Here is a 20,998-nt window from a genome sequence, read left to right on the forward strand (position 1 = left end):
GACGTAACTGTATCTGCCGCGAAAGCTAGGTCTTCCGGGGTGTTTTTTGTCATTCTACCATATCCGGAGAACTGCGCGAAATACCGCTGAGTCGCGCTTCGATCTGCCCAGATTTTGTGTCTTAACCGTGTTTTTCGCGTGACGACGCGTCGTTTTCTGGTAAAATAAGGGTAATTTTTCAAACGGCCGGGACAGGGCCAATCACCAAAAAAACAGGCGGACCTCTATGACCTTGAACCTCATGATGACCGATCAACAGGATCTGAAGCCGCGGATTACCGTCTTCGGCGTTGGTGGCGCTGGGGGCAACGCCGTCAATAACATGATCGAACAGGCGCTGGAAGGCGTGGAGTTCGTTGTTGCCAATACCGACGCGCAGGCGCTCCAGCAATCCAAGAGCCAGGCGCGCATCCAGATGGGGATCAAGGCGACCGAAGGTCTGGGCGCGGGCGCGCGCCCGTCTGTGGGTGCGGCTGCGGCCGAGGAGACGATCGAAGAGATCGTCGACCACCTTGCAGGCGCGCATATGTGCTTCATCACCGCCGGTATGGGCGGCGGCACCGGCACCGGTGCGGCACCGATCATCGCGCAGGCCGCGCGTGAGCTGGGCGTGCTGACCGTTGGCGTCGTGACCAAGCCCTTCCAGTTCGAAGGCACCAAGCGCATGCGTCAGGCCGAAGAAGGTCTGGAAGCGCTGCAAAAGGTTGTGGATACGCTGATCATCATCCCCAACCAGAACCTGTTCCGCCTTGCCAACGAAAAGACCACCTTCACCGAAGCCTTCGAGATGGCCGATGATGTGCTCTATCAGGGCGTGAAGGGTGTGACCGACCTCATGGTCCGTCCGGGCCTGATCAACCTCGACTTCGCGGATGTTCGCGCCGTGATGGACGAGATGGGCAAGGCAATGATGGGCACCGGCGAGGCCTCGGGCGAGGATCGTGCGATCCAGGCGGCAGAGAAGGCGATTGCCAACCCGCTCTTGGACGAGATCTCGCTGAAAGGCGCGAAGGGTGTGCTGATCAACATCACCGGCGGTTACGACCTGACCCTGTTCGAACTGGACGAAGCGGCCAACCGTATCCGCGAGGAAGTTGATCCGGATGCGAATATCATCGTCGGTTCGACCCTCGACCCCGATATGGATGGCATGATGCGCGTGTCGGTTGTGGCAACCGGTATCGACGCTCTGGCCGCTCCGGCAGAAGTTCCGGTGCCGCGTCGCACTCTGGCAGAGCCGCTGCGCAATCCGCAGGAAGCGGCCGAAGAAGCCCGCGCGGCTGCTCCGCATGTGCAGGAACCGGCTCCGGCCCCGCGTCAGCCGCAAGTTGCCGTGACCTCGGCCCAGCCCGTTCAGCAATCGCGCGGCTATCAGGCCCCGCAGCACCGTGCCGCACAGGAATACCGTCCGGCACAGGCGGAGATGCGCCAGTCGGCCCCGCAACAGGCCGAGCGTCATTACGAGCAGCCGCGTCAGGCCGCAGCCCAGCCGCAATACGAGGCACCCGCTGCCCAGCCGCAATATCGCCAGCAACAGCCGCGCGCCCAATATGCCGCGCCGCAGGAAGAGCCGCAGCAGGCCCCGACCTACCAGTCGCGTCAGCCGCATTATAACGAAGCTGCCGAAGAGGCCGCCGAATATGTGGCCCCGCGTCCGCGTCAGCCCGGTCAGCCCTCGCCCGAGGCGCTCGCCCGTCTGCAGGCCGCTGTGAACCGTCAGCCGGCACAGGGTGTGGCTCCGCAGCAACCGCGTCAGGGCATGGCCGCAGAGCGCGCGCCGCAGCCGCAGGCCGAGAAGCCGCGTTTCGGGATCAACTCGCTGATCAACCGCATGACCGGCCACGCACATGATGCGCAGCAGCCCGCGCAGCAACCGGCCCGTCAGCAGCCGCGTGCTCAGGCGCCCGCACCGCAGCAGCCGCAGGCCCGCGCGGAAGACTATGATGACGAGCAGACCAATGATCAGGATCGCATCGAGATTCCGGCCTTCCTGCGCCGTCAGGCAAACTGATCGGTTTGAAATGTCTCGGTGAGAAACGCCAATCGCGCCGATCTTGCTGAAAAATTTCGATCACAAAATGCATAAAATAGGCCGGGTTTTCCCGGCCTATTTTCTTTTTTATTCAGGGGGTTGTGGGGTGCTTGGCGGGGTTCCGCTACGGCGTGTGGTTAATGTTTCATTCTGTTGCAAAGAGTGAGTTGAGAAAGTCGCAGGTTTTTCTTAACTGATGTTGCGATGGAACGAGGGACAACTTTCAACCGTTCGTCGCTAAGAATCGAAAGGAATTGATCGTGCAGACCAGCCTTGCAAAACCCGTGAGCTTCGATGGTGTCGGCCTCCACAAAGGCCAGCCCGTGCGCATGCGTCTTTTGCCTGCGCCCGCCGATCATGGCATCGTGTTCAACCGCGTGGATGTGACGGACCGTAACGGTCTGATCGCGGCCCGTTGGGATTATGTGACCAATGCCCGCCTTTGCACCCTGATCGAAAACGAAGACGGGATCACCGTCTCGACGATCGAACATATCATGGCCGCTCTGGCCGGTTGCGGCGTGCATAATGCGCTGATCGAAATCGACGGGCCGGAAGTGCCGATCCTTGACGGATCGTCGGCCCCCTTCGTCAAAGGCATCCGCGCTGCCGGTCTGGTGGAAGTGGGCGGCCAGTTGCGCGCCTTGCGTATCCTGCGCCCCGTCGAGGTGACGGAGGGCGAGGCATGGGCGCGGCTGGAACCCAACCGCACGCTCGAGATCGATTTCTCGATTGATTTCACCGACAAGGCGATCGGTCATCAGCACAAGCGTCTGGGCATGTCCAACGGCGCTTTCGTGCGCGAGTTGATGGATAGCCGCACCTTCTGCCGCCGTGCCGATGTGGAGATGATGCAGAAGAACGGTCTAGCCCTTGGCGGCACCTATGACAATGCGGTCGTGATCGATGGCGACAAGGTGCTTAGCCCCGGTGGCCTGCGCCACAAGGACGAGGCGGTGCGCCATAAGATGCTGGACGCGCTTGGCGACCTTCTGCTGGCAGGCGGGCCGATTCTCGGGCGCTATGTGGGCAACCGCTCGGGGCATGCGATGACCAACAAGCTGCTGCGCGCGGTCTTCGCCACGCCTGGCGCCTATGAGTGGGTCGTGCTTGATTCCGAAGCGGCAGACGCCACCCCCGGCGCGGGCGTCTGTATGCCGCATCTTTTCGCCGCCCAGTAACGGATCCGGTGGGTTCGCGCCGCTTTGCGGCATGGCGCTCTTGCGATTGTGAAGCCTTCATGCGCTTGTGTGCATGGAGGCTTTTTCATTTGTCACAGTGATGCTTGGCTTCTCAATGCGTTGACGCTAGGAAGGTGCAGTGAAAGGCGTTTTGCGCAGCCGATTGTTCTGTGTTAAGCGGTGTTGAACGTTACTGCCCTCGGGCAGATCAGGAAGAGATCCCGCCCATCGGGGCAGGGCAAGAATGGGATAGGGCAGGGCATGATGCACGGCAAATCAGCGGCTACAAGGGTCGGGTGTCTCTTGCTGGTGGCGACCCTCGCTGCCTGTTCGGGCAAAGGCGACAGCCCCAAGGATGTGCCTCTGGATAACTTCACCGCGCAGCAGATCTACGAGCGCGGCGAATACGAGCTGGAAGTGGGGAACCCGCGCCGTCCGACGGATGCGCTGCATTACTTCCAAGAGGTCGAACGTCTTTATCCCTATTCGGAATGGGCGCAGCGCTCTGTGATCATGCAGGCCTATGCCCAGCACCGCGCGAAGAATTACGAAGAGGCGCGCTCGACCGCGCAGCGTTATCTTGACACCTATCCGGGGTCGGAAGATGCGCCCTATGCGAAATATCTTCTGGCGCTGAGCTATTACGACCAGATCGATGAGGTCGGTCGCGATCAGGGCCTGACCTATCAGGCGCTGCAGGCGCTGCGCGAAGTGATCGAGCAATATCCCGACAGCGATTATGCGCGCTCGGCAATGCTGAAATTCGACCTTGCCTTCGACCATCTGGCGGGCAAGGAAATGGAGATCGGTCGCTATTACCTCAAGCACGGCAATTACACGGCGGCCATCAACCGCTTCCGTGTCGTGGTCGAGCAGTTCCAGACCACGACCCACACGCCCGAGGCGCTGGAACGTCTGGTCGAGGCCTATCTGGCTCTTGGTCTGACCGACGAGGCCCAGACGGCGGCGGCGATCCTTGGCCATAACTTCCAGTCTTCGCCCTTCTACGAAGACGCCTACAAGCTTTTGCGTGCCAAAGGGCTTGAACCGGAAAACAAGGGCGATAGCTGGCTTTCAACGATTTACCGCCAGGTTATCAAGGGGCAGTGGCTGTAAGCCCGCGCCCCGACTGGCCCTATAGCGGGACCACCCATGCTGCGCAGCCTTGAGATTCGCGATATCCTCATCGTGGAACGCACCGAGTTGGACTTCGGTGCGGGGCTCAATGTTTTGACGGGCGAGACAGGGGCGGGGAAGTCGATCCTGCTGGACTGTCTGGGCTTTGTGCTGGGCTGGCGGGGGCGTGCCGAACTGGTGCGCAAGGGGGCCGAACAGGGCGAAGTCACCGCCGAGTTCGACCTGCCCGAGGGCCATCCGGTGCGCGACATCTTGCGCGAGGCCGATCTGCCCGAAGATGACGCGCTGATCCTGCGCCGTGTGAACCGCGCCGATGGCCGCAAGACCGCCTATGTCAACGACCGCCGTGTGACGGGCGAGGTGCTGCGCCGGATCTCGGCGTCGCTGGTGGAGCTGCATGGCCAGCAGGATGATGGCGGTTTGCTGAATGAAAAAGGCCACCGCGCGATGCTGGATGCCTTCGCCGAAAACGCCCCGCTTCTGGCGCAGGTTGCGGCGGCGTGGAAAGATCGTTCTGCGGCGCGCAAGGCCCTGTCGGCGGCGCAGGCCGCATTGGCCGAGGTGCAGGCCGAGGAAGAATTCCTGCGTCATTCGGTGGCCGAGCTGGACAAGCTGGACCCTCAGCCGGGCGAGGAAGCGACCCTTGATACCGAGCGCCGCGTGATGCAGCAGGCCGAGAAGATCCGCTCGGATGTGGCGCGCGCCTTGCAGGCCTTGGGGCCGGAAGGGGCCGAAGGGCTGATGCGCGAGGCCGACCGCTGGCTTCAGGGTGCTGCCGATCGTGCCGAGGGGCGGCTCGATCAACCTCTCAGCGTGCTGGAACGCGCGCTGATCGAATTGGGCGATGCCACGCAAGGCGTGGAAGAGGCGCTGGATGCGCTCAGCTTCGACCCCTACGCGCTGGAAGCCACCGAAGAGCGTCTTTTTGCCATTCGCGCTTTGGCCCGCAAACATGGGGTGCAACCCGATGATCTGGGTGATTTCGCCACCGGACTGCGCGCGCGGCTTGAGGCGCTGGATGCAGGCGAGGGCCGGATCCGCGATCTCGAATCAGCCGTGACCAAGGCCGATCTGGCCTATCGCGAGGTGGCCGACAGGCTGGGTCTGGCGCGGCGCAAGGCGGCCACCCGTTTGGATCAGGCGATGGCGGCGGAACTGGCACCGCTGAAGATGGAACGCGCGGTGTTCGAGACCCGTGTGTCGGCGGGCGAACCCTCAGTGGAAGGCTCGGATAATGTGGCCTTCACCGTGGCCACCAACCCCGGCGCGCCTGCGGGGCCGTTGAACAAGATCGCCTCGGGGGGTGAGCTTTCGCGCTTCTTGCTGGCGCTGAAGGTGGTGCTGTCGAAAGGCGCCGATGCGCTGGTGCTGATTTTTGACGAGATCGACCGCGGGGTGGGCGGGGCCACCGCCGATGCGGTGGGCCGTCGTCTGGCGCGGGTTGCCGAAGAGGCGCAGGTGCTGGTGGTGACCCATTCGCCGCAGGTGGCCGCAAGGGGCGCACAGCATTTCCGCGTGCAGAAACGGGTGGAAGGCGGAATGACGCTGTCCGAGGTCGTGCCGCTGGATGAGACCGAACGCCGCGACGAGATCGCCCGTATGATCGCCGGTGCCGAGGTGACAGATGCCGCCCGTGCCGCCGCAGCCGAGCTTCTGGGGGCGGGCTGATCCCCGCCGAAAGGCCGGTTTGCACAGCCGCTCTGCATGCGGAATCTGGTCCGTGGGGCTTTTCTCTTGCCGGTTCCGGGCCTAGAACCGTGGGCAAAGATCCGGAGACAGATTATGGCATATGATGCAGCCCTCGACGCCCTGAAATCCCTGCTGGGGGACCGGTTGAGCCTGACGCAGGCCGATCGCGACCTGCATGGCCAGAATGAAACCTGGTTCGCCCCCGCGCCGCCCGATGCGGTGGCCTATCCCGCCACGACCGAAGAGGTGTCGCAGATCATGAAGATCTGCACCGCCCATAGGATGCCGGTGGTGGCTTGGGGCACGGGCACTTCGCTGGAAGGGCACGCACTGGCAATCCACGGCGGGCTCTGTTTGGATATGAGCCGGATGGATAAGCTGGTCGAGCTCTATCAGGACGACATGCAGGTCCGCGTCCAGCCCGGCATGACGCGCGAGGTGCTCAATACCGAACTGCGCGCCACGGGGCTGTTCTTCCCTGTCGATCCGGGGGCGAATGCGTCCTTGGGCGGCATGGCCTCGACGCGGGCGTCTGGCACCACCACGGTGGGTTACGGTACGATGAAGGATAACGTGATGGGGCTGGAGGTCGTTCTGGCCGATGGCACCATCATCCGCACCGGCTCGCGCGCGCGTAAATCTTCGGCGGGTTATGACCTGACCGCGCTGATGCTGGGCTCGGAAGGCACGCTGGGGATTATCACGGAACTCACGCTGAAACTGCATGGCCAGCCCGAGGCAGTCTCTTCGGCGGTCTGTGCTTTCGACACCCTGCATGCGGCGGTGGAAACCGTGCAGATGGTGATCCAGATGGGCATCCGCATGGCGCGGATCGAATTTGTTGACGCGATGACCGCGCAGATCTTCAACAAGATGAACGGCACTGACCTGCCGGAAAAACCACATCTGATGATCGAGTTCCACGGGTCCGAGGCGATGGTGGCTGAGCAATCCGAGCGCTTCGGCGAGGTGGTCACCGAGATGGGCGGCGCCAATTTCGACTGGGCGACCACCGCCGAAGACCGCACGCGGCTGTGGCGGATGCGTCATGGTGCCTATCCGGCCTGCATCGCCTATCGTCCGGGCTGTATGGGGCTGGTGACCGATATCGTGGTGCCGATCTCGCGTCTGGCCGAGGCGGTCGAGGACACCCGCCGCGACATTGATGCGGCAGGGCTGGTCGGCCCGATCCTTGGCCATGTGGGCGATGGGAATTTCCACTCGGTTCTGATGCTGGATCGCAACGACAAGGATGAATTCAAACGCGCCAAAGAGGTCGCCGCCAAAATGTCCGAGCGCGCGCTGTCGATGGGCGGGACGGTGACCGGCGAACATGGTATCGGTATGGGCAAGCTGGCCTATATGGAGGCCGAACATGGTGCGGCATGGCAGGTCATGGGCGCGATCAAACAGGCGCTCGACCCGTTGAATATTCTTAATCCCGGCAAGATGGTGCCGGACCAGACCAAGGCCGTCAGGGAGGCTGCTGAATGATCTCTTCCATCGAGGTTCCGTTTCCGAGCCCCGAAGATTTGCCGCGCGCGTTCACCCGCGCGTGGAGCTCGAAGGACGCGCGGCTTATGGCGTCTTTCTTTACCGACGATGCCGATTTCCTCGGGCTGACGGGGGAAGCCGCCGACGGGCGCGCACAGATTGCCGAATTGCTGGCGGGCGAGCTGGCAGGGGCGTTCTCCCGCGCGAGGCTGGTCACCGGCAAGGTGCGTTTCCGGCCTGTGGGGCGCGATGTGGTGATTGTGCAGCAACGTTTCGTGCTGTCAGGCATCATCAATGCCGATGGCTCGGATGCCGGACGGGTCGGGGCGGTGTTCATTTCGGTCATGACACGCGCGGGCACCGGCTGGTTGATCGTTTCGGGCCAGTTCGTGGTTGAAAGCTAAGGCGGGGGCCCTGCGGGGCCTCCGAATCCCCCTGATCCCGCGCGATGGATCCGGCTTGTAAGACGCCGTGGCAATGCGCGTCTGGGGCGAAATGATCCGACAGATTTTCCGCTTAATATTATAGACGTTTTTAAACTGCACTTTCGATGGGCGATGAATAGGTGCCAAAATGGTCGCTTCACGCATCAAAATGGCCGTATTTTGACCAGACACTTTCCGCATTGACCGGCCGTTCACCGGATTTTGCCTTCTTTCCAAGCGAAGGGTTGAAATAAAGGCAGAGCCTTGGTTAGGTTGGCTCACGGGAATGTAAAAACAATAAACCGAGATAAATCCGACGGGGAGCCCGATTTGGCTATGAACAGTGACAACGGCGGATTCGTCGTTTTCGACCGCGTGCAAAAAAGCTACGACGGTGAGAATCTGGTTGTAAAAGACCTCAACCTGTCCATCGGAAAAGGCGAGTTTCTGACGATGCTCGGGCCGTCAGGCTCGGGCAAGACGACCTGCCTGATGATGCTTGCAGGCTTCGAGACCGCGACCAATGGCGAGATTCGTCTTGGGGGAACTAATATCAACAACGTGCCGCCGCACAAGCGCGGAATTGGCATGGTGTTCCAGAATTATGCGCTTTTCCCGCATATGACGGTGGCCGAAAATCTGGCCTTCCCGCTGGAAGTGCGCAAAATGGGCAAGGCCGAACGCGAGGCCAAGATCAAACGCGCGCTGGATATGGTGCAGATGGGGGCGTTTGCCAACCGTCGTCCGGGCCAGATGTCGGGCGGTCAATGCCAGCGGATCGCGCTGGCGCGGGCGCTGGTCTTCGATCCCGAGCTGGTCTTGATGGACGAACCGCTCGGCGCGCTCGACAAGCAGCTGCGCGAGCATATGCAGTTCGAGATCAAGGCACTGCACGAGAACCTTGGCATCACCGTCGTCTATGTGACCCATGATCAGGGCGAGGCGCTGACCATGTCGGACCGCGTGGCGGTGTTCAATGATGGCCGCATCCAGCAGCTCGCGTCGCCCGACGAGCTGTATGAACGCCCCAAAAACAGCTTCGTGGCGCAGTTCATCGGCGAAAACAACCGCCTGCCAGGCAAGGTCGAAACCCTCGACAAGGCGGCGGGGCTGTGCACCATCCGGCTGCAGAATGGCGAGCTGATCGCGGCGACGGCGGTCAATATCCGCCATGAGGGGCAGGACACGCTGGTGTCGATCCGCCCCGAACGTATCGAATTCGACCCCGCTCGTATGGCGCCCGACTGGCACCTGATCGAGGCCGAAGTCCTTGATGTCGTCTATATGGGCGATATCTACCGCACCGTCCTGCGCGTCGCGGGCACGGAAGATTTCGTGATGAAGACCCGTAATACATTGGGCGCCTCGATGCTTCCGAAAGGCCAGAAGATCAAAATCGGCTGGCACCCTGATGATGCACGGGCACTCGACCCTCTGTGATCGAATTCTTAACCGCGGGCGGCGCAATCTGCCTGTGGACCGTCTAGGGACGACGGGAACACCTGACCTTTTTCAACGGGAGAGACTACATGACTTTCAAGAAAGCCCTTCTGGCGAGTACCGCCGCGGCTCTGTTTGCCGCGCCGCTCTCTGCAGAGGAGATGGCCAATTCCATGACGATCGTGTCTTGGGGCGGGGCCTACCAGAACAGCCAGAACAAAGCCTATGTTGAGCCCTATCTCGCCGAAAATCCCGGTTTGACCGCCCATTGGGATGAATCCTCCAATGAGGCCGTGGCCAAGCTGCGCGCAATGAACGAAGCCGGTAACGTGACCTGGGATCTGGTCGATGTCGTGGCCTCCGATGCGATCCGGCTGTGCGATGAGGGGCTGGCCGCCGAGATCGACCCCGAGACCGATCTTGTCAAAGGGGCCGACGGCTCCAGCGCCGAGGATGATTTCGGGGATCTGATGGTGTCGGACTGCTTCATTCCGCAGATCGTCTATTCGACCACCGTCGGGTACCGGACCGATATGGTGCCCGAAGGCACCGATCCGCCGACCGATATCTGCGCCCTGTTCGATACCAAAACCTATCCGGGCAAGCGCGCGCTTGAGAAGCGTCCGATCAACAATATGGAATGGGCGCTGTATTGTGACGGCGTCGCCAAAGACGATATTTACGATGTTCTGGAGACCGATGAAGGTCAGGAACGCGCCTTCAAGAAGCTCGATACCATCAAGAAGGATGTTGTCTGGTGGTCCGCCGGTGCCGATACGCCGCAGCTTCTGGCCGATGGCGAGGTCTTCATGGGCTCCACCTATAATGGCCGTCTCTTCTCGGTCATCGAAGAGCAGCATCAGCCGGTGGCCATGCTCTGGGATATGCAGGTCTTCGATATCGATGGCTGGATCATTCCGGCAGGGCTGCCCGCCGACCGTCTGGCGCGCGTGAAGGACTTCATCAAGAAGGAAACCACCACCGAGGCTCTGGCCCGCGAGGCCAGCTATATCTCCTACGGTCCGGCGCGGGCCTCTTCGGCACCGCTGGTTGGCAAACACGCGACGCTGGGCATCGATATGGCCCCGCATATGCCGACCGATCCGGCCAATGCGAAAAACACCCTTCTGTATAACTACGAATGGTGGGCCGATTACCGCGACGATCTGGATGCCAAGTTCCAGGCATGGCTCGCGCAGTAAGCGCCTGACATCATGACCATTCCGGGGGCCGCACGCCCGGCCCCCGATTGCCTTCCGACCCGCCCAGTTCAAGAGGCAGGCGGTTGAACCGACAGGGACCAATGACATGAGCGACACCGTCGAAAGCGCCGACCAGATTTCCGGCGAAGGCAGCCGCGAACTCAAGCGCAGTCTTGCGCGCGCGCTGCGGGCACAGAAGATGCGGGCGCTGGCAATGATCGCCCCGCTGCTGATTTTCATTCTCGTGACGTTTATCGCGCCGATTGCGGATATGCTGTTCCGTTCGGTCGAGAACGAGATCGTGTCCGACACGCTGCCACTGACGGTGAAGGCGCTTGACGATTGGGATTACAGCAGCGGCCAAGCCCCGTCCGAAAAGGTCTTTGCCGCTTTCTATTACGATATGTATGTCGCCTCCGAGCTGAAAGAACATACCCGTCTTGGCTCGCGGCTGAATTACGAGACCACGGGGATCTCGTCGCTGTTCCGCAAGTCGGGCCGCCGTGTGGACCGGTTCGATACGGATATCTACACCAAGCAGTTCACGGCGCTGGATCCGGCATGGGCGGCCCCCGCCACATGGGAGACGCTGGCCGGGGCTCTTGAAGAGACCCCCGATGCGCTGCCCGAAACCGCAGGCGCGCTGAAAGATTACGAACATATGCTGAAGGCGGATGGCAAGACGCTGGCCAAAACCAAGCCGGTCGATATGCTGTTCACCGCGCTTTACCGCGATCTGGCCGCCGGTGCGCCGGGGCCGGAGGGCACGCTTGCGCCGATCTTCGCGCAGGCCAAGGCGGCGGTGGGCAGCTTCGAGACCGTCTCGATCCGCGACCAGTTTTCGGCCATCGACAAGGGCTGGCTCGACCCCGAAGTATGGGGCACCATCAAGGCCTATGCGCCGAAATTCACTCCCGGCTATTTCCTGACCGCCATTGACTACAAACTGACCCCGCATGGCATCGAGAAACAGCCCGAAGACCAGCAGGTCTATCTGAAGCTGTTCTGGCGCACGCTGGTGATGTCGCTGGCGATTACGGTCAGCTGCATCCTGCTGGGCTATCCGGTGGCCTATCTGCTGGCCAATCTGCCGATGCGCACCTCGAACCTGTTGATGATCCTTGTGCTTCTGCCTTTCTGGACCTCGCTTCTGGTGCGGACCTCGGCGTGGAAGGTGCTGTTGCAAAATCAGGGGGTGATCAATGATATTCTCGTCTGGGCGCATATCATCGGGGAAGACGGGCGGCTGGCGCTGATCAATAACCAGACCGGCACGATCATCGCGATGACCCATATCCTGCTGCCCTTCATGATCTTGCCACTGTATTCCGTGATGCAGACCATCCCGCCAACCTATGTGCGTGCGGCCAAATCCTTGGGCGCGACCGACTGGACGGCCTTCTGGCGGGTCTACTTCCCGCAATCGGTGCCGGGCATCGGGGCAGGGTCCATTCTCGTGTTCATCCTTGCCATCGGCTACTACATCACGCCGGAACTGGTGGGGGGCACCTCGGGGATCTTCATCTCGAACCGCATCGCCTATCACATCTCCAGCTCGCTGAACTGGGGTCTCGCCGCCGCCCTTGGCAGCATCCTTCTGGCCGCCGTCATGCTGCTCTATTGGGCCTATGACAAAATCGTCGGCATCGATAACGTGAAACTGGGATAAGAGACATGAGCGCACTTCCCCCCTATGCCTCCACCGGCCAGCGGATCTGGTTCTATACGTTCCGTGTTCTGTGTGGCCTGATCTTCTTCTTCCTGATCGCACCGATCATCACGATCATTCCGCTTTCCTTCAACGCCGAGAACTTCTTTACCTTCACGCCGGGTATGCTGGCACTGGACCCCGATGCCTATTCGCTCAAGCATTATGTGGATTTCTTCACCAATCCCGACTGGCAGCAGGCGCTGAAAAACTCGGTCACGATCGCACCGGTGGCGACGCTGATCTCGGTGTCTTTGGGGACGCTGGCGGCCATCGGCCTCAGCCAGAGCCATGTGCCCTTCAAGCGTGCGATCATGGCGATCCTGATCTCGCCGATGATCGTGCCGCTGATCATCTCGGCGGCGGGGATGTATTTCTTCTACTCCCGCGTCGGCTTGCAGGGCACCTATATCGGTGTGGTGCTGGCCCATGCCGCTCTGGGCATCCCCTTCGTCATCATCACCGTGACGGCCACGCTGGTGGGCTTTGACCGCTCGCTGACCCGGGCTGCGGCGAATATGGGCGCAGGGCCGGTGCGCACCTTCTTCAAGGTGCAGATGCCGCTGATCCTGCCGGGCGTGATCTCGGGCGCGCTTTTCGCCTTTATCACCTCCTTCGATGAGGTGGTGGTGGTGCTGTTTGTGGGTTCGGCCTCGCAAAAGACCCTGCCGTGGCAGATGTTCATCGGCCTGCGCGAACAGATCTCGCCCACCATTCTGGCAGTGGCCACGATCCTTGTGGTGTTCTCTATCGCGCTGCTGGCAGCAGTAGAGCTGCTGCGCCGCCGGAATGAACGTCTGCGCGGTGTCACCCCGCGCTAAACGGGCAAGACGCAAGCTTGAATGAACCAGAAGGTCCGTGCGTTGCGCGGGCCTTTTTATGTTTCAATAGCTGCGGAAAACCGGTTCAAGTCGTTTTCCATGTCATGGCGCTGCTTATCTTGTGACAGGTGGGTTTCAATCTCCGGTTGCGGGATATGCAGCAACTCAAGCTTCAAGAACACCTCGGGCAGAAATCCGGAACTGACCGTTGCCAGCACCAGCCGGAGCTGCGCCAGCATATCATCGCCACGATGGGAGGCATGCATTAAGGCGATAGGCTTGTGAATAAGCTCCTCGCGCGAAACCAGCCAGTCGATGGCGTTTTTCAAGCCACCCGGAATAGAGCGCACATATTCGGGGCTCGCGATAATCAGCCCGTCGCTTTTTCTGATCATCCCGGTCAGAGTCACAACCGGTTCAGGGGGATCGCTCTCCTGATCTGGCGAAAACACCGGAAGATCCCCCAGCCGGTCATAGATAGCGCGTGTCTGCGGTAGATTCTACCGCAAGGGTTTATTGTCCATCAGGTGGCGGTTTGATAAGCCAAGGCACGTTAGACGGAGCCCGATATGATTGTGACCAGTGAAGCCGAGCTAGACGGGCTGAAAGAGATTGGCCGGATCTGCGCCAATGTGCTGCAGGGGATGGCTCGCGCGGTCGAGCCGGGGATGACGACGCTGGAGCTGGATGACATCGGGCGTGCCATGCTGGAGGCGGCAGGCGCGGTCTCGGCCCCCGAGGCGGTCTACCAGTTTCCCGGCGCCACCTGCATTTCGGTCAATGAGGAAGTGGCGCATGGCATTCCGTCGGGTCGGGTGATCCGCGCGGGCGATCTGGTCAATATCGATGTTTCGGCCAGCAAAAATGGCTATTTCGCCGATAATGGTGCAAGTTTCGGGGTGGGGCAGATGCGCCCCGTGCTGGACCAGCTGTGCCGCGACGGGAAGAAGGCCATGCAGATCGGCGTGAAACAGGTCGCGGCGGGCAAGCCCCTGAACGGCATCGGCATGGCGATCGAGCGCTTTGCCAAGCCGCGCGGCTATACGCTGATCCGCAATCTGGCCAGCCACGGGGTGGGCAATTCGCTGCATGAATACCCAGAGGAAATCCCGACATGGACCGAGAAACGCGACAAGCGTGTGATCGAGAAGGGGCTGGTGCTGACGGTCGAGCCCTTCCTGTCGATGGGCGGCGAATGGGCCGATACCGAGGAAGACGGCTGGACGCTTTATGCCGAGCCCTCGGCCCCCACCGTGCAATATGAACATACCGTGGTGGCGACCGAGAAGGGCGTGATCATCGTCACGATTCCCGACTGAAGTCCCGATTAAGGCAGGAAGGCGATCCACGTCCATATGGTCAGGGTCGAAAGCGCCGTGCCCACCAGCACCGCCGAAGCCGCCACCCGTTTGCCCACCCCATAGATATTGGCGAAGAGATAGGCATTGACCCCCGGCGCCATTGCCGCTGTCATCGTGACCGAACGCAGCTGGTCCATGTTCAGGCCAAAGCCGAACCGCGCCAGCACATAGGCAAGTCCCGGATGCACAAGCAAGGACAGCACGCAGACCATCGTGATCGCGCGGCTGTCCCCTTCGGGGCGATAGCGCACCAGCACGCCGCCCAGCCCGAAAAGCGCCGCCGGAATCGCCGCCCCCGCCATCATATCCATCGCCGCCCAGATCGGATGCGGCAGCGGCTGGCCGGTGACGAACTGCCCCAGCTTGATCAGCAGCCCGCAAAGGATGCCGATCACCAGAGGCGTTCGCAGCACGCCTTTCAGCGCATTGATCCCCACCCGCGCAAGGCTGATGCCCTGACTTGCCGAGCGTGTGGCCTCCATCGCCAGAATGCCTACCGTATAGAGGAAGGGCGAATGGATCGAGATGATCGCGAAATTGCCCGCCAGCGCCTCGGTGCCATAGGCGCGCTCGGTGATCGGGATGCCCAGCAGCAGCGAGTTGGAGAACAGGCAGCAGAAACCGATGGCGATTGCCTCGTCGGGATGGCGGCCCATCAGGCGCGCGCCCAGAATGCCGATCCCGAAGGCCAGCAGAGCGCCCGCGTAAAAGCTGACCATCAACCGCCAGTCGAAGCTTGCGCCCAGATCCAGTTTCGCAATCGACCGCGCCAGCAGCACCGGCACCGCGAAATTCTGCGCAAAGCGCATCAGCCCGTCAACCGCTGTCTCCGAAAACAGGCCTTTCCAAGTGGCAAGATAGCCAAGACCGACGATCAGGAAGACAGGCAGGATGACGTCGATCAATGCGCTCATGCGTCGGGCAGCTCCAGCACCATGCCATCATAGGCGGGGACCACATGATCGGGGGTCTCGCGCATCACCGCATCATAATCGAGGTCGATATGCATATTGGTGATCACGCCGTGGCGGTTGCCCGCGCGCTCCATCCATTCCAGCGCAAGCGCCAGATGGGCATGGGTCGGATGCGGCTTGCGACGCAGCCCGTCCAGCACCCAGATATCGAGGTTTTGCAGATAGGGCCAAGCCATCGGCGGAATCTCGGAGACATCGGGCAGATAGGCCAGACCGCCCTGCGGCCCGCCGATACGGAAGCCCAAAGCCTTGATATTGCCGTGATCCACCTCGAAAGGGGTGAACGGCAACTGCCCGCCCGCCCCATCAATCACAAACGGCCCGTCGATCTCGGTCAGCTCGCAGATCGGTTTGTAATTGCTGTCCTCGGGCTGGACAAAAGCATAGTCGAAGGCCTTGACCAGACGGCCAGCGGTCTCGGGGTCGGCCCACACCGGCAGACGCTGGCCCATGTTGAACACGATCTGGCGCAGGTCATCGAGCCCGTGGATATGGTCGGCATGGGAATGGGTATAGACCACGGCATCCAATTCGCCCACGCCCGCATCCAGTAACTGTGCGCGCATATCGGGGCCGGTGTCGATCAGCACGCGGGTGGTGCCTGCCGCGCCCAGACGTTCGACCAGCATCGAACATCGGCGGCGGGCGTTCTTGGGGTTTGCGGGGTCACATTCCCCCCAATGCCCGCCAAGCCGCGGCACGCCGCCCGAGGAACCACAGCCAAGGATCGTGAAGCGCAGGGTCATTTGGCCCTCCAGCTGGCGGCCTTGGCAAAGAGCGTGTCGAAGTTTTTCTGCGTTTGCGCTGCAAACTCGGCGTAGTCCATGCCGAAGACCTCGGCACCCACACGGGCGGTATGGGCGGTGTAGGCCGGTTCGTTGCGTTTGCCGCGATGGGGTTTGGGCGCAAGATAGGGGCTGTCGGTTTCCACCAGAATGCGGTCCACGGGAGCGGTGGCGAAAATATCGCGGATCTCCTGGCTTTTCGGGAAGGTCGCGATGCCCGACATCGACAGGTAGATCCCCATCTCCAGCGCGGCTTTGGCCAGTTCCGGCCCCGAGGAAAAACAATGCAGCACGCAAGGGTAGGTCTTGCGGGCCATGCCCTCGCCAAGGATCTTCGCCATATCCTCATCGGCATTGCGGGCATGGATGATCAGCGGCAACTGGGTTTCCTGCGCCGCCTCGATATGGATCTTCAGGCTGACCTTCTGCACCTCGGCGCTATCGGCGGAGTAGTGGTAATCCAGACCCGTCTCGCCCAGCCCCACGAATTTCGGGTGCTGGGCCAGCGCCACCAGTTCCTCGACCGAGACCATCGGCTCTTCGGCGGCGCTCATCGGGTGGGTGCCTGCCGCATAGAAGACCTGATCATAGCGCTCGGCAATCGCGCGGACCTGCGGTTCGTTTTTCAGCCGCGTGCAGATGGTCACCATCCGGCTGACGCCCGCCTCGAGAGCGCGGGCAATGACCTGATCGCGGTCCTCGTCGAAACTGTCGAAATCCAGATGGCAGTGGCTGTCGGTAATTTGCGGAATATCGGTCTCGCGGGCCACTTTGCCTCTCTTTCCGGGCGGCTCAGGCGGCCGCCGCTGTTAATTTAAGAACCATATCGACCACCAGCGCGGCAGGGTCAAGGTTCACCGCCCGCCCATGACGCGCGCGGGTGCCAAGTTCTTGGTGCAATGCTGCCCATTTCATCGCTGCCAGCTGATCGGGCGACAATCGCGCCATCAGCTTGGCCTCGCCCTGCGCCCCTTCGGGATGGGGCGGGCCCATCACGCCCGCACGCGCCAGCCGCGCCATGAACAGATCCAAGAGCCCCAGCGCCAGCTCGAACCGCTCGGCATTCTGGCGGCCGGTGAAACTTTCGGCCAAGGCCAGCGCCTTGGGGCGGTCAAGGCGGGGCAGGGTGGCCATAAGATCCACGATCTGGGCATAGGTCTCGAGCCCGCCCAGATTGATCAGCCGGATCGCCTCGCCCACCGACCCTGCCGACAGCGCCGAAAGCGCCATCATATCCACATCGGGGTCCATTGCCTCGGCCTGATCCAGCGCCTGCGCCATCGCCTCGGGGTCGAGCGCATGCAGACGTAGCTCGCGGCAGCGCGAGCGGATGGTCGGCAAAAGCCCCGCAGGCTGATGCGAGATCATCAGGAAGGTCACCCGCTCGGGCGGCTCTTCCAGAAGCTTCAGCAGCGCATTGGCGGCCTGCACATTCATCTCGTCGGCGCAATCCACGATCACCACACGGGGGCCGCCATCGCTGGCCGATAGATGCAGGAAGCTGCGCATCTCGCGCACGCGGTCCACGCGGATATCCTGAGATAGCGCCGATCCGGTGGCATTCGGCCCGCGCTTGAGCTCGAACACACCGGGTTCGGACCCTGCCATGATCCGCCGCACCGCCACATGGTCGGGGTCGGTAGTCAGGGTCTCGGGCGGCTCGGGGGCGAACATGCCGCCTGCCTCGGGCTGCGACATCAGGAATTTGGCGATACGCCATGCAAACGTCGCCTTGCCGATGCCGCGCGGGCCGGTCAGTAGCCAGCCGTGATGCAGGCGCCCTGCACGGAAGGCCTCAAGAAACTCGGCCTCGGCCTTCGACTGGCCAAAGACCGCCTCGGCCATACGCGGATGGGGTGCACCCTCGATGCAGGAGGGATCGGGCAGGCCCGGCTCGGTTTTGGCGGCTCTCGGGGCCATCAGGGGGCCTTCTTCAGGTCGGCGGCCATGTCCTGCGTGTAGCGCAGCACATCGGCGGCCACCTCTTCGGGGGAGCGCCCGCCATTGATCGTGCGGAACCGGTCGGGGAAAAGGTGGCTCAGATCCACAAATCCCGCGCGCATCTTCTTTTGCAGGTCCAGCCCGAAATCCTCGAACCGTTCCTCATGGCCCTGCCGTCCCTTGGCACGCGCGAGCCCCACTGCAGGGTCGATGTCGATCAGGAAGGTCAGATCGGGTTCGCGTCCGATCATCATATCGTGCAGGCGGTCCACCAAAGCGCGGATATCGCCGCGCGAGAGGCCCTGATACATGCGGGTGCTGTCGGCGAAACGGTCGCAGATCACCACTTTGCCGGCGGTCAGTGCGGGCGTGATCACCCGTTCCATATGGTCGCGCCGCGCGGCGGTGAACAGGAGAAGTTCGGTATGGGGCGACCAGCGGTCCGGTTCGCCCTGCAAGACGAGCGCGCGGATTTCCTCGGCCCCGGTCGACCCGCCGGGTTCACGGGTCAGAACGACATCGAGGCCCTCCTTGCGGAGAGCCTCTGCCAGAAGACGGGCCTGGGTCGATTTGCCCGACCCGTCAATCCCCTCGAAACTGATGAACATCAGAATCCCTTAGCTGTTAGCGGCCTCAAGGGCCTTCGCGGTTAGCCGCGACAATGCCGTTTTTATCCGGATCATGAAACCCCCTTCGGCCACATCTTCGCCCGCGACCAGATCGACCATCTTCGGCTTGTCGATCCCCGGAATGGTCAGGGCCAGTTCTCCCAGCTTGGTTCCGGCCTTGACCGGCGCTTCGATGGGGGTGGTGTAATGCGCCTCGGCCTTGATCGCATCCTGCGCGGTGGCGGGCACCAGCAGTTCGAGATCTTCGGCAGGCACCAGCGAGACATCTTTCTGCGCGCCCAGCCAGACCGGCACGCGGGCCACCTGCGTGCCCTTGGTGACAACGGTTTTCATAACGAATTGGCGAAAGGCCCAGTTGGCAACCGCCTCGGCCTCCTGACGGCGGGCGGTTTCGCTATCCATACCGGCCAGCACGAAAACGATGCGGCGGTTGCCCAGATGGGCCGATCCCACGATACCATAGCCCGCTTCCTGGGTATGGCCGGTTTTCATGCCATCTGCGGTCCAGTCAGCGGCCTTGATCTCCAGCAGCGGGTTGCGGTTTTGCGCATTCGCGGGCGCGCGGTCCTTGTAATTGAATTCGGTCATCCCGAAGAACTTATAATATTCGGGGAATTCGGTGATGATGCGGGTCGCGAGGATGCCCAGATCATGGGTGGACATGCGCTGGCCGGGGTCGGGCCAGCCCGAGGCATTGGCAAACATCGAGTTCTTCATGCCCAGTTGGTGGGCGCGTTCGGTCATCTGCTCGGCAAAGGCGGATTCCGAGCCTGCCAGCCCTTCGGCCACGGTCACACAGGCATCATTGCCGGAATTGATGATGATCCCGTGGATCAGCTCTTCCACCGTCGGACGGTCCATCGTGTTGAGGAACATCGTCGAGCCGCCCATCGATTGCGCATGGTCGGAGACGGAGAAGGTCGTGTCCATCGTCACCCGCCCGTCGCGCAGCGCCTCGAACAGCAGATCCAGCGTCATCAGCTTCGACATCGAGGCGGGCGGCAGCGGAATATCGGCATTTTTCGCCATCAGGACGGTTTTGGTCGAGACATCATAGACCCACGCCGCCGAGGCCGAGGTGTCGAATGCTTTTGCCTTGGGCGCCGTGAACGGCAGGACAGTCACCACCGTGAGGCAAAGTGCGGCGAACCGGTGCGCGAAACGCATCATATTTCTTCCTTATTTCGAGACGGCAAAGGCGTCGGTAAAGCCCAGCCCCTTGATTTTCGTCAGCAACGTGTTGCGGTCGGATTGGGACGCGGCGGGACCAGCCACAACGCGCCAGAATTTCTTGCCCTGCCAGTTTTCCTCGATGGTCTGGGCCACAACGCCGGATTTACCAAGCTTGGCGGTTGCGCTTTCGGCATTGGCCTTGACCGAGAAGATCCCGATCTGCACCAGCAGACCGCCGGGTTTGGCGGCGGAGGGCTGGACGGCTGCGGCCTGCGCGGCGGGCGGTTTGGAGGCCGCTTCGGGGGCGGGCTTGGCTGCCGGTTTCGCGGCAGGCTTGCCCGAGCCCTGCGGGGCGGGGGGGGCCTTTGCGGGCAGGGCGCCGGTGGTGATGGTTTCGGGCGTCATCGCGTCGGAGGCGGCCACGACCTCGGCTTCGGGGGCGGGGTCCGCCCCTTCGGGCGCGGCTTCCTGACGGCGCAGCGCCACCACCGAAAGCTTGGCAGGCGCACCGGCCAGCATGCCAAGCGCATCTGCCGCATCCGAGGACACCTGCAATTTGGGGCCGGGATTCTCGCGTTCGCGGCGGAACAGTGCGCCAATCACGAATTTGCCGTTTTCGGTGTTGCGGATGATCACGCGCTCGGGGTCCTTGACGGTCGGATGGGCGACCCAGACACCGCCCAGCGACGGCCGGCCATCCCAAAGCCCCTGCTCCTCGACGGAAAAGACCTGAGGGGCCTCGACATCACGCTCGACCAGCCGTGCCGAGGTCTGCTCGGTCACGGCACCGTCTTCGGTCTTGCTTTTGCCGAAGGGCAGGCCCGTGGTCTGGCAGGCCGCAAGCGACAGGCCTGCGCCAAGCATGAAGATCACCGGAGATAGACGTCGTCTGTGCATTCTGCCCTTCCCATTGACGGGTCGCGATGGGAATGTCCCTATCTGCCCTGAGCGCGCCCCGCAGGGCGGCGATTACATTGCCTCGGATGCCAGCCTCTTTCGGGCCGGT

The 20,998-nt window shown here is 62.1% G+C and carries 19 protein-coding genes; 11 read left to right on the top strand and 8 right to left on the bottom strand.

Translation table 11 applies throughout. The features are described from left to right. Nucleotides 1-226: 226 nt before the first annotated feature. The 10 genes from ftsZ to WDB86_RS00130 all read left to right on the top strand — a co-directional run bounded on the left by ftsZ (nt 227) and on the right by WDB86_RS00130 (nt 13,129). The gene (gene ftsZ, locus WDB86_RS00085) at nt 227-2,011 is read left to right on the top strand and encodes a cell division protein FtsZ (RefSeq protein ID WP_339107783.1); all 1,785 of its coding nucleotides are present in this window, start codon (nt 227-229) and stop codon (nt 2,009-2,011) included. 281 nt (nt 2,012-2,292) lie between these two features. Then, nucleotides 2,293-3,213, top strand: coding sequence for a UDP-3-O-acyl-N-acetylglucosamine deacetylase (gene lpxC / locus WDB86_RS00090; protein ID WP_406736250.1), 921 nt, complete (start codon nt 2,293-2,295; stop codon nt 3,211-3,213). A gap of 261 nt (nt 3,214-3,474) precedes the next feature. Next, nucleotides 3,475-4,329 (top strand): outer membrane protein assembly factor BamD, encoded by an 855-nt coding sequence (locus tag WDB86_RS00095; protein ID WP_339107781.1) that lies wholly within the window; start codon nt 3,475-3,477, stop codon nt 4,327-4,329. Nucleotides 4,330-4,365: 36 nt separating this feature from the next. After that, on the top strand, nt 4,366-6,018 hold the full coding sequence (gene recN / locus WDB86_RS00100; protein WP_406736251.1) for a DNA repair protein RecN: 1,653 nt from the start codon (nt 4,366-4,368) through the stop codon (nt 6,016-6,018). Between the two features lie 114 nt (nt 6,019-6,132). Further along, entirely contained in the window at nt 6,133-7,533 is a 1,401-nt protein-coding gene (locus WDB86_RS00105) for an FAD-binding oxidoreductase (protein WP_406736252.1), read from the top strand. Then, a complete protein-coding gene (locus WDB86_RS00110) occupies nt 7,530-7,937 on the top strand; it encodes a YybH family protein (RefSeq protein WP_406721050.1) in 408 nt (135 codons plus the stop codon). Before WDB86_RS00105 ends, WDB86_RS00110 begins: the two co-directional genes overlap by 4 nt. Nucleotides 7,938-8,294: 357 nt before the next feature. Further along, on the top strand, nt 8,295-9,398 hold the full coding sequence (locus tag WDB86_RS00115) for an ABC transporter ATP-binding protein (protein ID WP_406736253.1): 1,104 nt from the start codon (nt 8,295-8,297) through the stop codon (nt 9,396-9,398). Nucleotides 9,399-9,487: 89 nt separating this feature from the next. After that, a complete protein-coding gene (locus WDB86_RS00120; RefSeq protein ID WP_339107776.1) occupies nt 9,488-10,600 on the top strand; it encodes an extracellular solute-binding protein in 1,113 nt (370 codons plus the stop codon). Nucleotides 10,601-10,706: 106 nt separating this feature from the next. Further along, complete coding sequence (locus tag WDB86_RS00125; RefSeq protein ID WP_406736254.1) at nt 10,707-12,269, top strand: ABC transporter permease; 1,563 nt, start codon at nt 10,707-10,709, stop codon at nt 12,267-12,269. Between the two features lie 5 nt (nt 12,270-12,274). Further along, nucleotides 12,275-13,129 carry an ABC transporter permease gene (locus WDB86_RS00130; RefSeq protein ID WP_339107774.1) on the top strand — a complete coding sequence of 285 codons (855 nt, stop codon included), beginning with the start codon at nt 12,275-12,277 and terminating at the stop codon, nt 13,127-13,129. A gap of 56 nt (nt 13,130-13,185) precedes the next feature. Here WDB86_RS00130 and WDB86_RS00135 read toward each other — a convergent pair whose 3' ends face one another. Further along, nucleotides 13,186-13,608, bottom strand: a complete 423-nt coding sequence (locus WDB86_RS00135) for an NADPH-dependent FMN reductase (protein ID WP_406737059.1) — start codon at nt 13,606-13,608, stop codon at nt 13,186-13,188. A 90-nt stretch (nt 13,609-13,698) separates the two neighbouring features. Between WDB86_RS00135 and map the strand changes: the two genes are divergently transcribed. Further along, nucleotides 13,699-14,448 (top strand): type I methionyl aminopeptidase, encoded by a 750-nt coding sequence (gene map / locus WDB86_RS00140; RefSeq protein ID WP_406721047.1) that lies wholly within the window; start codon nt 13,699-13,701, stop codon nt 14,446-14,448. A gap of 8 nt (nt 14,449-14,456) precedes the next feature. On the opposite strand, the gene WDB86_RS00145 is transcribed toward map, so the two are convergent. The 7 genes from WDB86_RS00145 to WDB86_RS00175 are packed head-to-tail and all read right to left on the bottom strand — an operon-like array spanning nt 14,457 to nt 20,889. Further along, the gene (locus WDB86_RS00145; protein ID WP_406736255.1) at nt 14,457-15,404 is read right to left on the bottom strand and encodes an AEC family transporter; all 948 of its coding nucleotides are present in this window, start codon (nt 15,402-15,404) and stop codon (nt 14,457-14,459) included. Beyond that, nucleotides 15,401-16,210 carry an MBL fold metallo-hydrolase gene (locus WDB86_RS00150; protein ID WP_406736256.1) on the bottom strand — a complete coding sequence of 270 codons (810 nt, stop codon included), beginning with the start codon at nt 16,208-16,210 and terminating at the stop codon, nt 15,401-15,403. The genes WDB86_RS00145 and WDB86_RS00150 overlap by 4 nt, the downstream gene beginning before the upstream one ends. Then, the gene (locus WDB86_RS00155; RefSeq protein WP_406736257.1) at nt 16,207-17,019 is read right to left on the bottom strand and encodes a TatD family hydrolase; all 813 of its coding nucleotides are present in this window, start codon (nt 17,017-17,019) and stop codon (nt 16,207-16,209) included. Before WDB86_RS00155 ends, WDB86_RS00150 begins: the two co-directional genes overlap by 4 nt. 22 nt (nt 17,020-17,041) lie before the next feature. Beyond that, nucleotides 17,042-18,169 carry a DNA polymerase III subunit delta' gene (locus tag WDB86_RS00160; protein WP_406736258.1) on the bottom strand — a complete coding sequence of 376 codons (1,128 nt, stop codon included), beginning with the start codon at nt 18,167-18,169 and terminating at the stop codon, nt 17,042-17,044. Beyond that, complete coding sequence (gene tmk / locus WDB86_RS00165; protein WP_339107768.1) at nt 18,169-18,798, bottom strand: dTMP kinase; 630 nt, start codon at nt 18,796-18,798, stop codon at nt 18,169-18,171. Before tmk ends, WDB86_RS00160 begins: the two co-directional genes overlap by 1 nt. A gap of 9 nt (nt 18,799-18,807) precedes the next feature. Next, nucleotides 18,808-19,986, bottom strand: coding sequence for a D-alanyl-D-alanine carboxypeptidase family protein (locus WDB86_RS00170; RefSeq protein WP_339109527.1), 1,179 nt, complete (start codon nt 19,984-19,986; stop codon nt 18,808-18,810). Between the two features lie 12 nt (nt 19,987-19,998). Continuing rightward, nucleotides 19,999-20,889 carry an SPOR domain-containing protein gene (locus WDB86_RS00175; protein WP_406736259.1) on the bottom strand — a complete coding sequence of 297 codons (891 nt, stop codon included), beginning with the start codon at nt 20,887-20,889 and terminating at the stop codon, nt 19,999-20,001. Nucleotides 20,890-20,998 lie beyond the last annotated feature (109 nt).

The sequence above is a fragment of the Thioclava sp. GXIMD4215 genome (assembly GCF_045291555.1).
Taxonomy (GTDB): domain Bacteria; phylum Pseudomonadota; class Alphaproteobacteria; order Rhodobacterales; family Rhodobacteraceae; genus Thioclava; species Thioclava litoralis.

Bases quoted from the DNA above. Each gene is read 5' to 3' on its own strand.
- ftsZ (WP_339107783.1), top strand. From the start codon at position 227: ATGACCTTGAACCTCATGATGACCGATCAACAGGATCTGAAGCCGCGG.
- WDB86_RS00095 (WP_339107781.1), top strand. From the start codon at position 3,475: ATGATGCACGGCAAATCAGCGGCTACAAGGGTCGGGTGTCTCTTGCTG.
- recN (WP_406736251.1), top strand. From the start codon at position 4,366: ATGCTGCGCAGCCTTGAGATTCGCGATATCCTCATCGTGGAACGCACC.
- WDB86_RS00105 (WP_406736252.1), top strand. From the start codon at position 6,133: ATGGCATATGATGCAGCCCTCGACGCCCTGAAATCCCTGCTGGGGGAC.
- WDB86_RS00110 (WP_406721050.1), top strand. From the start codon at position 7,530: ATGATCTCTTCCATCGAGGTTCCGTTTCCGAGCCCCGAAGATTTGCCG.
- WDB86_RS00115 (WP_406736253.1), top strand. From the start codon at position 8,295: ATGAACAGTGACAACGGCGGATTCGTCGTTTTCGACCGCGTGCAAAAA.
- WDB86_RS00120 (WP_339107776.1), top strand. From the start codon at position 9,488: ATGACTTTCAAGAAAGCCCTTCTGGCGAGTACCGCCGCGGCTCTGTTT.
- WDB86_RS00125 (WP_406736254.1), top strand. From the start codon at position 10,707: ATGAGCGACACCGTCGAAAGCGCCGACCAGATTTCCGGCGAAGGCAGC.
- WDB86_RS00130 (WP_339107774.1), top strand. From the start codon at position 12,275: ATGAGCGCACTTCCCCCCTATGCCTCCACCGGCCAGCGGATCTGGTTC.
- map (WP_406721047.1), top strand. From the start codon at position 13,699: ATGATTGTGACCAGTGAAGCCGAGCTAGACGGGCTGAAAGAGATTGGC.
- WDB86_RS00145 (WP_406736255.1), bottom strand. From the start codon at position 15,404: ATGAGCGCATTGATCGACGTCATCCTGCCTGTCTTCCTGATCGTCGGT.
- WDB86_RS00150 (WP_406736256.1), bottom strand. From the start codon at position 16,210: ATGACCCTGCGCTTCACGATCCTTGGCTGTGGTTCCTCGGGCGGCGTG.
- WDB86_RS00160 (WP_406736258.1), bottom strand. From the start codon at position 18,169: ATGGCCCCGAGAGCCGCCAAAACCGAGCCGGGCCTGCCCGATCCCTCC.
- tmk (WP_339107768.1), bottom strand. From the start codon at position 18,798: ATGTTCATCAGTTTCGAGGGGATTGACGGGTCGGGCAAATCGACCCAG.
- WDB86_RS00170 (WP_339109527.1), bottom strand. From the start codon at position 19,986: ATGCGTTTCGCGCACCGGTTCGCCGCACTTTGCCTCACGGTGGTGACT.
- WDB86_RS00175 (WP_406736259.1), bottom strand. From the start codon at position 20,889: ATGCACAGACGACGTCTATCTCCGGTGATCTTCATGCTTGGCGCAGGC.